The organism is Bacillus sp. ISL-35, from assembly GCF_018613355.1.
Taxonomy (GTDB): domain Bacteria; phylum Bacillota; class Bacilli; order Bacillales; family Cytobacillaceae; genus Mesobacillus.
In genome coordinates this window covers 31,576-44,322 of record NZ_JAGGQK010000004.1, presented here as the reverse complement: position 1 = coordinate 44,322, position 12,747 = coordinate 31,576, and the positions used below count along the sequence as shown (strand labels likewise).

Here is a 12,747-nt window from a genome sequence, read left to right as displayed (position 1 = left end):
GCTGGAGGGCCGGCCGGTGAAGTCGCTCTTTGACTTCATTGGACGGACCGAAGCGACTCGAGGAGCTAGGCGCTGGAGCTAGACAATAAATCTATTCGAGCGCTGCAGCTCCACCGACGATTTCGGTGATTTCCTGGGTAATCGCAGCCTGACGCGCGCGGTTGTAGCTCAAACTGAGTGAATTGATCAGCTCTTTCGCGTTGTCCGTCGCGTTTCTCATGGCTGTCATACGAGCAGCGTGTTCACTTGCTTTGCTGTCAAGCAGTGCTCCGTAAATCAAGCTTTCTGCGTATTGCGGCAAGAGAACTTCCAGGATCTCCTCAGCGTTCGGCTCAAATTCATATGAAGTAAGCTTTGTTGAAGCTGCACCAATGTCCGTTAACGGAAGCAGTTTCTTATCGGTTACTTCTTGAGCGATCGCGCTGACGTAATGACTGTAGTAAATATATAATTCATCAAATGTTCCGTCCGAGAACATGCCAACTGTATTGCTGGCAATATCCTGGATTTCAGAGAAGGACGGCTGGTCAGCGATGCCAACGATGTCAAGGACAACGTTCATGCCACGGCTCTGGAAAAAGTCACGGCCGACACGCCCGATCGCGATGATCGCAAACTCGTCATTTGATTTATGGCGTTGCTGGATTGTCTGGTACAGCTGGCGAAGGACGTTACTGTTGTAAGCCCCTGCTAGTCCGCGGTCAGATGTAATCACTAGATATCCCGTCTTCTTGACTGGACGGCTGTTCAGCATTGGGTGGTTGGAATCCTTGCTGCCCATTGCGATTGAGGCAGTCACTTCCTGGATTTTTTCCATGTAAGGAACGAATGCTTTCGCGTTCATGACCCCACGGTTCCATTTAGCTGCGGATACCATCTCCATTGCCTTGGTAATCTGGCTCGTCTTTTTAGTCGAAGTAATACGGTTTTTTATATCGCGTAAAGATGCCATTTCGGTTCTCACCACCCTTTTACAAAAGAATTGTTAGTCCAAGGTCAGGCAGGACCAGCCATGGACTGGCGCTGCATCACTTATTATTCAGATACTGCAAACGTCTTTTTGAAAGCGTTTAGTGCAGCAGCCATATCGTCATCGGAAGGAAGTTCCTTCGTTGTGCGGATATGGTCTAACACTTCTGTATGGTTGTGGTCTAACCATGAAAGGAATTCACCTTCGAAGCGGCGGATATCCTGCAATGGAATATCATCAAGGAAGCCGCGAGTCAGTGCATATAGGATCGCAACTTGCTTTTCAACAGCAAGCGGCTTGTTAAGATCTTGTTTAAGTACTTCTACCGTACGTGCACCGCGGTTAAGTTTCGCCTGAGTTGCTTTGTCAAGGTCAGAACCGAACTGTGCGAATGCTTCCAATTCACGGTATGAAGCAAGGTCAAGACGAAGTGTACCAGATACCTTCTTCATCGCTTTGATCTGAGCGGATCCACCTACACGGGATACAGAAAGACCTGCATTGATCGCTGGACGTACGCCAGAGAAGAATAGGTCAGACTGCAAGAAGATCTGTCCGTCTGTGATCGAGATAACGTTCGTTGGAATGTAAGCAGAAACGTCGCCTGCCTGCGTTTCAATGAACGGAAGTGCTGTGATTGAACCAGCGCCTTTAGCGTCGCTCAACTTCGCAGCTCGCTCAAGTAAGCGTGAGTGCAAGTAGAATACATCCCCTGGGTAAGCTTCACGGCCTGGAGGACGGCGAAGCAGCAAGGAAAGTTCACGGTATGCTGCCGCTTGTTTTGAAAGATCATCATATACTACAAGCACATGCTTGCCATCGTACATGAAGTCTTCAGCCATTGTAACACCAGCGTAAGGAGCAAGGTATAGCAATGGAGCTGGCTGGGAAGCAGAAGCTGTAACGACGATAGAGTAATCTAACGCGCCGTGCTTACGGAGAGTTTCAACTGCATTACGTACAGTTGATTCCTTCTGGCCGATTGCAACGTAGATACAGATCATGTCCTGGCCTTTTTGGTTAAGGATTGTATCGATCGCTACAGATGTTTTACCAGTCTGGCGGTCACCGATGATCAATTCACGCTGTCCGCGGCCGATTGGCACAAGAGCGTCGATCGCCTTGATACCAGTCTGCAATGGCTCATGAACAGATTTACGGTCCATAACGCCTGGTGCAGCGTACTCGATTGGACGAGTTTTCGTTGTGTTGATTGGACCCATGCCATCTACTGGCTGTCCAAGAGGGTTTACGACGCGGCCGATAAGCTGTTCCCCAACAGGAACCTCCATGATGCGGCCCGTACGGCGTACCTCGTCGCCTTCGCGGATGTCCGTGAAAGGTCCAAGGATGATGATACCGACGTTATTTTCTTCCAGGTTTTGTGCCATACCCATAACGCCGTTTGAAAATTCAACAAGTTCTCCAGCCATGACATTGTCGAGGCCATGAGCACGGGCGATACCGTCACCAACACTGATAACTGTACCCACATCACTCACTTGAATTTCCGACTGATAATTTTCGATTTGCGATTTTATCAGCGCACTGATTTCTTCAGCTTTGATGCTCATGAGTTTCACCCCTATCTACGAATCTTAGCCTAGCAATTTACGTTCTAAACGATCGAGCTTGCCACGCAAGCTGCCGTCAAAAATGCGGTTTCCAATACGAAGCTTTACGCCTCCAAGCAAATTGGAATCTACAATGTTTTCAATTTGAAGTGACTGTTTGCCAACCTGTGGCGCGAACGAAGCTGAAAGAGCTTCAGCCTGCTCAGCCGAAAGTGGCTGGACACTATAGACTTTTGCTTCCGCCACGCCTTTTGCATCATTTGCAAGGGCGATGAACTGGTCAGCAACGTCTGCGATCTGGTCTTCGCGGTGGCGGTCAACCAAAATCATCAGAGTGTTAAGGACATACGTGCTTACAGATCCGAATGCTGTTTTCAAAACCTCTTTCTTCTTCTCATTAGGAAGTTTTGGAGACTTTAAAAATGCAGTCAATTCCGGATTGTTCACAACAACTTCTTTTACTGTGCGAAGCTCTTCCTCAACCTGTGGGAGAGCCTGCTTTTCAGAAGCGAGTTGAAAAAGTGCCAGGGCATAGCGCTTTGCTACTGTCGAGTTGCTCATCGGGCATTACCCGCCTCTTGAATGTATTCATTGATGAGCTTTTCCTGGTCAGCTGCAGAGATTTCCTTCTCGATTACTTTAGAAGCGATCAAGACAGAAAGTGAAGCAACTTGCTCGCGGATTGCCGCAACAGCCTGCTCCTTCTGCTGTTCGATTTCAAGCTTCGCAGATTCTTTGATTCTGTCAGATTCAGTGCGTGCCAGTGCAATGATTTCATCACGCTGAAGGTCGCCCTGTTTCTTTGCGTTTTCAATTAGGCCCTGTGCTTCTGTGCGTGCCTGCTTAAGCATGTCACGCTGTTCTTCCAAAAGTTTTTGTGCTTCAGCACGGCTCTTTTCAGCCGCTCCGATTTCGCCAGCAATATGCTCTTCACGTTCCTTCATGATGCCCATCAATGGACCCCAAGCGAACTTTTTAAGCAATGCTAACAAAATAAGGAACATTACAAGCTGGAACAAGATGTCTCCAGTGTTAAGGCCGCCGTGTGATGCATCAGCAGTTGCTCCCAATACTAAAAAATTTGTCAACACCCTCGATTCACTCCCTTCAAGAGTTGTACCATAATTAAAAAGGTCCAACATGCGTCATCTGGCCGGAAGCCAACGCTAGGGGGCTGCCCGCACCAATTTCCGGGCTTACCCGATTTTATCTCAAACAATTGCTTACATTCGAATTCAAGTATGCTCCTGCCGGATCGAACCGGCACAAAGCCTACATAATAGAATGGCGAAGGTTCGCGCGGAATGATCTTCGCCATTTGAATTTAGTTAATTATTCTGCACCAATAACCATGAACGCGATAACTACAGCGATGATAGGAATCGCTTCAACCAACGCAACCCCGATGAACATTGTAGTTTGAAGCATACCGCGAGCTTCTGGCTGACGAGCGATACCTTCTACTGTACGTGACACGATCAAACCGTTACCAATACCTGCACCAAGTGCTGCTAAACCAATTGCGATTGCTGCTGCTAAAAGACCCATTATAAAGTTCCTCCTTTAATGTATGAAAAAATGTTTTTTAAAGTTTTGTCCATTAAATGAACAGGGTATATATTAATGGTCATGGCTCACTTTATGAGAGAGATAAACCATCGTTAACATAGTGAAGATAAACGCCTGGATTGCTCCGACGAAAACGGAGAATCCTTGCCATACAAGCATTGGAACAGCTGCGGCCAAATGTCCGCCTACTCCGGTTGCGAGGCTGGCTGCAAGCAGACCCAAAAGAATCTCACCTGCGTAAATGTTACCGTAAAGACGAAGACCAAGAGTGAGCGTGTTCGCGAACTCTTCAATGATCTTGATCGGGAACATGAACCAAAATGGCTTAAAGAATTCCTTGCCATATTCAGCAGTGCCCTTTAGCTTAACGCCATAATAATGGGAAAGTCCAACTACCATGACTGCAAGAGTCAGTGTGATGACCGGGTCAGCTGTCGGTGATTTCCACCATAGTTCATTATCGACAACGACGGAGAACGGCAGTCCCAGCATATTGGAAACAAACACATACATCAGCAATGTGATTCCAAGGACGTGAAATCTTCCCCCATCCTTCCAGTCCATCGTGCTGTTGATGATTCCCTTGACGAAATCCATAATCCATTCCATGAAGTTCTGCATTCCTGTCGGTTTCATCGCAAGCCTACGAGTCGAAAGAACTGCAATGATGAATACGATCGCGGTTGCTACTGTAATCATCAGCAAATTTGCTAAGTTAAAAGTAAGCCCAAATATTTCTTTTAATGGAGCTTCATGATGCATCAATTATTCACCTCTCTTCCCCGCTATTTACGTGATTGAAAAGTCTGGACAAAAAAATCTATCATAATGACAATATAAGCTGTCATTAATCCCAAAACCGTAAATACAAGGTTTATGCGATCTGGATATTCCATCGCAATGATTACGGCAAGCGCACCGGTCGCAAGTCTCGACATCGAGCCAAGTGAGCGAACCTTCTTCCCCTGTACCACCGAATCCCCGAAGCTGTTCATTTTCCTCGCAAGCAGCCATAAATTAAAAAGGCTCAGGCTTGTACCAAAGATCAATCCGGCAAAAACAGATTGATAGGTTGTAAACCCATATCCAAGTACATATAAGGACAATAATGTAAATATGTATTTTCGCTGGCGAGTAAACATATCCTTGATTTCCATTGGTGGCTAGTCTCCCGAAAAGAAGTGTTGGATGAGGCGAAGCATGGCATACACACCTGCCGCCAGTCCGATCAGCAATCCGAATATTAAGAAAAGTGGCTCTGTACCAAGGGTACGGTCCAGCCATCTTCCGGAAAATATGCCAATTAAAATGGAGCCTACCAATTGAGATAGTATAGCGGACATGAGTGCCATCGCTTGTAAAGGGTGGCGGTTGTTTCGGCGCATAAAAACGCATCCTCACTTTAGAGAATGGACATTCTGGGGAGTGAGAAATATTTTTGAAAAAACAATATTTTCACATAAAAAAAAGCTTGCATATCAACATTGAAAACCTTATCATTTTATGCCCTTTGTAAGCATACAATAGGCAAATGTCAATGTCAATCGATTGGGGTGAAAAAATTCACAAAGTTTCCACTGAGAAAATATACCATCAACCCTATATCAGTATTATATTATTATAACAGAAAAAACAGGACCGGAGGGAGAATTCACCTTTTTCCGGTCCTGTTTTCGTTAGATGCTTTTTCAATATAAATCATCGTTTCAATCATGCTCTCGCGGCCGGCTTTCTTCGCGAATACTTTTGCCAGATACACCCCATCCTCCGGCAGTTTTTCAAGCGGTATTTCCTTTTCGGCCATCCCTTTTTTCAGCTTCCTTCCCCAATCGAGAAAACCGAGGAACCGGAATTGATCCGGATCAAAAAGGGCAATCCCAAACTCGTCTGCTCCTCCGGGGAGGTATACTTCATACCGGTAGGCATTCCCTGAGTCGGCTGGCGCGAAACCGAAGCCCATCACCCGCGGATAATCCGGTTCTTCAAGGACATACAGATATGGTATGCGGATCTTATTTTTTCCGTCGTCCATCACAAGGCTGCCGTCATTGATTTTGTCATCCAGCATCTCCGGTGTTACCTTCATCGCCACTTCTACATCCTTACTGTCACCCGGCTTGAGTGTAAAGCTCAGCGGCAGCTCCCATTCAATCCCTTTTTGCTTTTTCGGAATCGAGAAGGAATAGGACTTCTCGGCGGAGCCCGTATTTTTCACTTTCAATCGAGCGCTATGCCGATGCATATTATCTGCCAGCTGGAATTTCCCAAATTGCAGCGATCCTGGAACTACCAGACTCTCGGTCTCGATTGCCGCTTCTGTCTGGATCCGGCCCGCCCCCTGCTCGAATGTCCTGTATGTTTTTCCGGACTGATCCTGGATTTCTCTGGCGGTGTTCATGAGTGCCGCCTTGATTTCAGCAGGAGTCCAATCCGGGTGCGCTTGCTTAATGAGCGCCGCAGCACCAGCGATATGCGGCGCTGCCATGCTCGTGCCCTGAAGAGGCAGGTAGCCTCCAGGAATCGTGCTGTTAATCGCAACCCCCGGCGCCACGATATCCGGCTTGATTTCCCATGTGACCGTCACCGGGCCGCGTGAACTGAAGTCTGCCAGGATATCTTTTTCTTCTATTAAATGGACGCGAATCAGCATTGAATTGTTTTTCAGTTGTTTTTTCAATGCCAGGCCTGCTTTCTTGCTGATGGCAGCTACAGGGATTGGCAGGGTCTCTTCAAGGTTGCCGAAGAATGTACCATCCGTATTGTTGTAGATGATGACACCAATCGCACCCGCTTCGAAGGCATTCTTCGCTTTTTCGGTAAAAGTCAACGTGCCCCGTTCGACAAGGACAAGCTTATCACTGACGTCCTTCATGTCTTCTTTTCTGCCAAGTCCTGCAAACACCAGGTTCTCACTCTGGGTAATCTTCCAATTGTCCGAGCCCTGTAAAAGCTCGAGCCTGATTTCTTCCGTGTTGCCTGTGGCGGTGATGTACGGTACCTGGATCGGGGGAGTGGAAGCACCGACCGATATCGCCTTTGAAGCGGTCCCCGGCGACCCGACTGTCCAGCGGTTGGGACCTGAATTCCCTGAAGACGTGACTGCGACGATTCCCGAATCCACCGCTTTGTTAAGCGCTAGACTGATCGGCAGGTCGGGACCATTCACATCATTGCCAAGCGATAGGTTCAGGATGTCCACCTTGTCCTTGATCGCTTCATCGATCGCCGCAATCACCTGCTCGGTCGTCCCGCTTCCGCCCGGACCAAGCGCCCTGTAGGCAACGATTTTCGCTTCGGGAGCCATGCCTCTCATCCTCCCATTTGCTGCAATAACGCCAGCCACATGCGTGCCATGAAGCGTGCTTTTGAATCCATGGCCCTTTGTTTCCATCGGATCATCATCGCCATCAACGAGGTCATGGCCGCCGGCAAAACTTCTCCTTAAGTCCGGATGCTCGTAATCGATTCCCGTATCGATCACCCCGATGGTAATCCCCTTCCCCGTCAAATGGTTTCCCTTTTCATCAAGCAGCCCATGGACCGCTTCCGTTCCTATCAGTTCAAAGTTATCAATGAAGCTTGAGCTGGATTGATAGCGCTTCGGCTGATGAAGTTCTGAATTCTCCACTTTGTACGTATTGACTTCGGAAACACCCTTTACTTCTTCTGTCCCTTCAAGCTGCTTCAGTTCAGAAGCTGGCCCTTGCACAGAATATCCATTGATCGCATGCTTGAACACGCGGCGAAGCTTCGTATTTTCGAGGTTTTCCAGTGCCTTTTTGATTTGCTGTTCTTCCACAGGCTGCTCCGTCATCACAATGGCGATTTTTTCAGCATGGGGATCTTCACGCGGAATCGGTGGATGCTGCAGTTTTTGGTGTTGGAAGGCGGTGAGGATGACTAATGAAAGGAAAAAGAATAAAATATTACGGATTTTCATGAAATACAGCCCTCCCTTTTTAGCTTAGAGTGTCATTTTAGGGAGAATAGTATTCAGATTACATTTATTCCGCGAAAACTGCCGGGAATCCCGCGAAATTAGCACTGGTTTCCGCGAAAAATTACAATAATCCCGCGAAATCATGATGGAATTCCGCGAACTAGAATGATTATAAAATACAAACTTTAAAGAAAAGAAAAACACCCCTTTTTTAAAAAGAGGTGTTGTAAATAATATTATTTATATTGCTCCGGGCGGTTCTCTGTTCTGTTAAAGTAAAAACGGATCGCTTCGCAAATTCGTTCAGAAGCCCGGCCGTCTCCGTACGGATTTGAAGCTTTGGCCATTTTTTCATAGGCTTCGCGATTTGTCAGCAATTCAGTCGCCATATCATAGATTGGCTGCTCTTCGTTCCCTGCTAGCTTCAATGTACCTGCTTCAATCCCTTCCGGACGCTCCGTTGTATCGCGAAGAACAAGAACGGGCACACCGAGAGAAGGTGCTTCTTCCTGCACTCCGCCTGAGTCGGTCAGGATCAGATGGGCGCGTGACGCGAAGTTATGGAAATCAATGACGTCAAGCGGCTCGATCAGATGGATGCGCGGGTCGTTGCCAAGCACTTCATCCGCAAGTTCACGGACCGCCGGGTTAAGGTGGACTGGATACACCACTTGTACGTCTTTCTGCTCATCAACAATCCTTTTAATAGCACGGAACATATTGCGCATTGGCTCGCCAAGGTTCTCGCGGCGGTGCGCGGTCATGAGGATCAGGCGGTCATCGCCAAGCTTGTCGAGCACTTCATGCTGATAAGCTTCTTTTACCGTCGTTTTCAATGCATCGATGGCTGTGTTGCCAGTAACGAAAATATTCTCTTCCGGCTTGTTTTCCTGCAGCAGGTTTGCCGCGGACTTTGAAGTCGGGGCAAAATGAAGGTCTGCCATGACGCCTGTCAGCTGGCGGTTCATTTCTTCAGGGAATGGGGAATATTTATTCCACGTTCTCAATCCTGCCTCGACATGGCCGACGACAATTTGATTATAGTAAGCCGCAAGACTTGCCACAAAAGTAGTGGTTGTATCACCGTGCACCAGCACGATATCCGGCTTCACTTCTTTCATGACTTTATCCAGGCCCTCAAGACCCCGGGTAGTTACATCAATCAAGGTCTGACGATCCTTCATGATGTTGAGGTCATGGTCTGGCGTGATATTGAAAATGTTCAGTACTTGGTCAAGCATTTGACGATGCTGAGCAGTTACCGTAACAATCGATTCAAAGTGTTCAGGGTGCTTCTGGAGTTCAAGAACAAGCGGAGCCATTTTGATCGCTTCCGGGCGTGTCCCAAAAATAGTCATTACTTTAATAGGCTGACTCAAATCAAACACTCCTTACTTCGTTCCAAATAAACGATCTCCTGCATCTCCTAGGCCAGGTACGATGTATCCGTGGTCGTTCAGCTTTTCATCAAGCGCAGCGATGTAGATATCTACGTCAGGATGTGCTTCTTTAATCTTTTCTACGCCTTCTGGTGCCGCGATCAGGCACATAAATTTGATGTGCTTTCCGCCGCGTTTTTTTAATGAGTTGATCGCTTCGACCGCTGATCCGCCTGTTGCGAGCATTGGGTCAACAACGATGAAATCGCGCTCTTCGACATCGCTTGGAAGCTTCACATAATATTCAACCGGCATCAATGTTTCCGGATCGCGGTAAAGACCGATATGTCCGACCTTCGCTGCCGGAATCAATTTCAGTATACCGTCAACCATGCCAATCCCCGCACGCAGAATCGGGATGATGCCGAGCTTCTTGCCTGAAAGTACTTTCGATTTTGTCTTTTCGACTGGTGTTTCAATTTCAATTTCCTCAAGTGGCATGTCACGCGTGATTTCGAACGCCATCAGCGTTGCGACTTCATCTACAAGCTCGCGGAACTCCTTTGTGCCTGTGCTTTTTTCGCGGATATAAGTAAGTTTATGCTGGATCAATGGATGGTCAAATACGTATACTTTTGCCATGATTATCGCTCCTTTTAAAGGTAAATGAGTTGTGAACACCGTCTGTTATATGTAAGATCTGCTGAATCACACTTCGTTTAATTTTACAGAAAAACCTCTTTACAAGCAACCGCAACAGCGTAATGATTTTTCCCTGAAAAAGCGGCCCTCATTCATGAAGGGCCGCCGGGGTGTCATTTTATCTCTCAGGGTATAATTCGAACTTACTTGTCAGGTCTTCGACGCGTTGGCGCGCTTCTTCCAGTTTCGCTTCATCTTCATGATTTTTCAGGGTGAATGCAATCAATGAAGCAATCTCGTCCATCTCTTCATGTCCGAAGCCGCGGCTTGTGACTGCCGCTGTTCCGATACGGATTCCGCTTGTGACGAATGGGCTTTCCGGATCGAATGGGATCGTATTTTTATTGACAGTGATGCCGATTTCATCCAGCACCTTTTCCGCTACCTTTCCAGTCAGGCCAAGTGAGCGCAGATTAACCAACAGCAAATGATTGTCTGTACCGCCCGATACAAGGTCGATTCCTTCCTTGTTCAAGCCTTCTGCAAGGCGGTTGGCATTGGAAATGATATTTTGTGCGTATTCTTTGAAAGAATCCTCCAGCGCTTCGCCAAATGCAACCGCTTTGGCAGCGATGACATGCATAAGTGGGCCGCCCTGGATACCAGGGAAGATCGACTTGTCGATTTTCTTCGCAAATTCTTCTTTGCAAAGGATCATCCCGCCGCGCGGACCGCGAAGTGTTTTATGGGTAGTCGTCGTGACAAAATCAGCATAAGGAACCGGATTCTGGTGCAGACCTGCTGCAACTAAACCGGCGATATGCGCCATATCGACCATTAAATATGCGCCTACTTCATCTGCAATTTCACGGAAACGCTTGAAATCGATCGCTCTTGGGTAGGCACTCGCACCGGCAACGATCATCTTAGGCTTATGTACGCGTGCTTTTTCAAGAACCACATCATAATCGATGACTTGAGTTTCCTCATCGACACCGTACTCGACGAAATTATACTGGACGCCGCTGAAGTTGACCGGGCTGCCATGGGTCAAGTGACCGCCGTGTGACAGATTCATCCCGAGGACGGTATCACCCTGCTCAAGAACGGTAAAATAAACCGCCATATTCGCCTGTGCACCTGAGTGCGGCTGGACGTTTACGTGCTCTGCGCCGAAGATTTCCTTCGCGCGGTCGCGGGCGATATTTTCGACAACATCGACATGCTCGCATCCGCCATAATAGCGGCGGCCTGGATAACCTTCAGCATATTTATTCGTCAGCACAGACCCCTGAGCTTCCATGACTGCCTCACTGACAAAGTTCTCAGATGCAATCAATTCAATTTTCGTGCGCTGGCGCTTCAATTCATCCTGCATTGCTGCGTAAACTTGGCTGTCCTGCTGTGACAAGTGCTTCACGTAAGTTCCCCCTCTGGATATGTATTGTCTGGTTTCGTTATTAGAAAATTCATTCTTATTTTAGCTGATATTATGGTGAAAGAAAAGGATGACGCCAGAAAAAACAGAACCATTGTACAGGTTCTGCTTCTTCATCAATTAACATGATTCATTTTCATTTGTTCGTTCGTAAACCGCGCGGGCGCCGCCAATCAGCTTCGGCCTTGTTTTCGCCAGAGTCACATGGGCATGGCCGACGCTTTTCTGCTGTACTCTGACAGGCACGGCGACATGCTTCATTTGCATGCCAATCAAGGTGTCGCCAATATCGATGCCAGCGTCTGCCTTGATGAATTCAACCACAACAGGGTTGCCGAGGTTTTGGTAGGCATGTGCAGCCATTGCCCCGCCTGCATTCCTAACAGGGATCACCGTCACCTCTTCCAACTGCTTCTGCTCTGCCGTATCACGCTCGATGACGATGGCGCGGTTCAAATGCTCACAGCACTGGAACGCCAGCTGGACACCTGTTTGATTCTGGAGTATGCGGAGCTGCCTGAAGACCATTGCCGCGACCGCTTCCGTACCCGCTGTGCCAATCCGCTGGCCGATGATTTCACTCGTGCTGCAGCCGACAACCAGAATCTGCCCTTTTTTTAGCTGCACTTGTTCGTTAAAATCGGTAAGGATGGAGTTCAATTCTGCTTCCCATTGTTGAATAGACAGTGTCAGCGCCTCCTTTTAAAAATCTTACTGCTTATTATTTTCATACTCCTTGATTTTGCCTACACGGTTTTCGTGGCGGCCGCCTTCGTATTCCTCCGTCAGCCATACAGCCGCAATCTCGCGCGCAAGGCCTGGTCCGATGACACGCTCGCCCATCGCCAGCATATTGCTGTCATTGTGCTGTCTTGTCGCCTTCGCACTGAAAACATCATGCACCAAAGCGCAGCGGATCCCCTTCACCTTGTTCGCAGCGATGCTCATGCCGATGCCTGTACCACAAATCAAGATTCCCTTATCAAACTCTCCGTTCGCCACTTTTTCCGCAACCGGAAGCGCATAGTCTGGATAGTCAACAGAAGTTCCGCACTCACAGCCAAAATCTTCGTACTGAATATTCATTTCATCCATCAAACTTTTAATTTCCTCGCGGATATTGACTCCGCCATGGTCTGAAGCAATTGCAACCTTCATTTGTAAAATCCTCCTATGTATTCCCGCTTGCGGGGCGATTAAATCTACCGTTATTTTCTCATATTCGCTCTGGATTA

The 12,747-nt window shown here is 47.8% G+C and carries 14 protein-coding genes; all 14 read right to left on the bottom strand.

Annotation, left to right across the window (positions count from 1 at the left end; translation table 11 throughout):
* Positions 1-91 precede the first annotated feature (91 nt).
* On the bottom strand, positions 92-952 hold the full coding sequence (locus J7E38_RS06395; protein WP_214705968.1) for a F0F1 ATP synthase subunit gamma: 861 nt from the start codon (positions 950-952) through the stop codon (positions 92-94).
* A gap of 83 nt (positions 953-1,035) precedes the next feature.
* Complete coding sequence (gene atpA, locus J7E38_RS06390) at positions 1,036-2,544, bottom strand: F0F1 ATP synthase subunit alpha (protein WP_214705967.1); 1,509 nt, start codon at positions 2,542-2,544, stop codon at positions 1,036-1,038.
* Positions 2,545-2,568: 24 nt separating this feature from the next.
* A complete protein-coding gene (locus tag J7E38_RS06385) occupies positions 2,569-3,105 on the bottom strand; it encodes a F0F1 ATP synthase subunit delta (RefSeq protein ID WP_214705966.1) in 537 nt (178 codons plus the stop codon).
* Positions 3,102-3,635 carry a F0F1 ATP synthase subunit B gene (locus J7E38_RS06380; protein WP_214705965.1) on the bottom strand — a complete coding sequence of 178 codons (534 nt, stop codon included), beginning with the start codon at positions 3,633-3,635 and terminating at the stop codon, positions 3,102-3,104. The genes J7E38_RS06385 and J7E38_RS06380 overlap by 4 nt, the downstream gene beginning before the upstream one ends.
* A 241-nt stretch (positions 3,636-3,876) precedes the next feature.
* Complete coding sequence (gene atpE, locus J7E38_RS06375; protein ID WP_079506318.1) at positions 3,877-4,092, bottom strand: F0F1 ATP synthase subunit C; 216 nt, start codon at positions 4,090-4,092, stop codon at positions 3,877-3,879.
* Positions 4,093-4,164: 72 nt separating this feature from the next.
* A complete protein-coding gene (gene atpB, locus J7E38_RS06370) occupies positions 4,165-4,875 on the bottom strand; it encodes a F0F1 ATP synthase subunit A (RefSeq protein ID WP_214705964.1) in 711 nt (236 codons plus the stop codon).
* 23 nt (positions 4,876-4,898) lie between these two features.
* Positions 4,899-5,270 carry an ATP synthase subunit I gene (locus J7E38_RS06365; protein WP_079506314.1) on the bottom strand — a complete coding sequence of 124 codons (372 nt, stop codon included), beginning with the start codon at positions 5,268-5,270 and terminating at the stop codon, positions 4,899-4,901.
* A 6-nt stretch (positions 5,271-5,276) separates the two neighbouring features.
* Positions 5,277-5,498 carry an AtpZ/AtpI family protein gene (locus J7E38_RS06360; RefSeq protein WP_079506312.1) on the bottom strand — a complete coding sequence of 74 codons (222 nt, stop codon included), beginning with the start codon at positions 5,496-5,498 and terminating at the stop codon, positions 5,277-5,279.
* Positions 5,499-5,764: 266 nt separating this feature from the next.
* A complete protein-coding gene (locus J7E38_RS06355) occupies positions 5,765-8,053 on the bottom strand; it encodes a S8 family serine peptidase (RefSeq protein ID WP_214705963.1) in 2,289 nt (762 codons plus the stop codon).
* Positions 8,054-8,289: 236 nt separating this feature from the next.
* A complete protein-coding gene (gene wecB / locus J7E38_RS06350; protein WP_214706577.1) occupies positions 8,290-9,411 on the bottom strand; it encodes a non-hydrolyzing UDP-N-acetylglucosamine 2-epimerase in 1,122 nt (373 codons plus the stop codon).
* Between the two features lie 33 nt (positions 9,412-9,444).
* Positions 9,445-10,074 (bottom strand): uracil phosphoribosyltransferase, encoded by a 630-nt coding sequence (upp, locus tag J7E38_RS06345; RefSeq protein WP_214705962.1) that lies wholly within the window; start codon positions 10,072-10,074, stop codon positions 9,445-9,447.
* A gap of 178 nt (positions 10,075-10,252) precedes the next feature.
* Positions 10,253-11,494: a serine hydroxymethyltransferase gene (locus J7E38_RS06340; RefSeq protein ID WP_214705961.1), complete on the bottom strand. Its 1,242-nt coding sequence runs from the start codon at positions 11,492-11,494 to the stop codon at positions 10,253-10,255.
* A gap of 138 nt (positions 11,495-11,632) precedes the next feature.
* Positions 11,633-12,205 (bottom strand): TIGR01440 family protein, encoded by a 573-nt coding sequence (locus tag J7E38_RS06335; protein ID WP_215038333.1) that lies wholly within the window; start codon positions 12,203-12,205, stop codon positions 11,633-11,635.
* Between the two features lie 18 nt (positions 12,206-12,223).
* Positions 12,224-12,670, bottom strand: a complete 447-nt coding sequence (gene rpiB / locus J7E38_RS06330) for a ribose 5-phosphate isomerase B (RefSeq protein WP_214705959.1) — start codon at positions 12,668-12,670, stop codon at positions 12,224-12,226.
* Positions 12,671-12,747 lie beyond the last annotated feature (77 nt).

Bases quoted from the DNA above. Each gene is read 5' to 3' on its own strand.
- upp (WP_214705962.1), bottom strand. From the start codon at position 10,074: ATGGCAAAAGTATACGTATTTGACCATCCATTGATCCAGCATAAACTT.
- J7E38_RS06395 (WP_214705968.1), bottom strand. From the start codon at position 952: ATGGCATCTTTACGCGATATAAAAAACCGTATTACTTCGACTAAAAAG.
- J7E38_RS06385 (WP_214705966.1), bottom strand. From the start codon at position 3,105: ATGAGCAACTCGACAGTAGCAAAGCGCTATGCCCTGGCACTTTTTCAA.
- J7E38_RS06360 (WP_079506312.1), bottom strand. From the start codon at position 5,498: ATGCGCCGAAACAACCGCCACCCTTTACAAGCGATGGCACTCATGTCC.
- atpA (WP_214705967.1), bottom strand. From the start codon at position 2,544: ATGAGCATCAAAGCTGAAGAAATCAGTGCGCTGATAAAATCGCAAATC.
- atpE (WP_079506318.1), bottom strand. From the start codon at position 4,092: ATGGGTCTTTTAGCAGCAGCAATCGCAATTGGTTTAGCAGCACTTGGT.
- J7E38_RS06355 (WP_214705963.1), bottom strand. From the start codon at position 8,053: ATGAAAATCCGTAATATTTTATTCTTTTTCCTTTCATTAGTCATCCTC.
- J7E38_RS06365 (WP_079506314.1), bottom strand. From the start codon at position 5,270: ATGGAAATCAAGGATATGTTTACTCGCCAGCGAAAATACATATTTACA.
- atpB (WP_214705964.1), bottom strand. From the start codon at position 4,875: ATGCATCATGAAGCTCCATTAAAAGAAATATTTGGGCTTACTTTTAAC.
- rpiB (WP_214705959.1), bottom strand. From the start codon at position 12,670: ATGAAGGTTGCAATTGCTTCAGACCATGGCGGAGTCAATATCCGCGAG.
- wecB (WP_214706577.1), bottom strand. From the start codon at position 9,411: ATGACTATTTTTGGGACACGCCCGGAAGCGATCAAAATGGCTCCGCTT.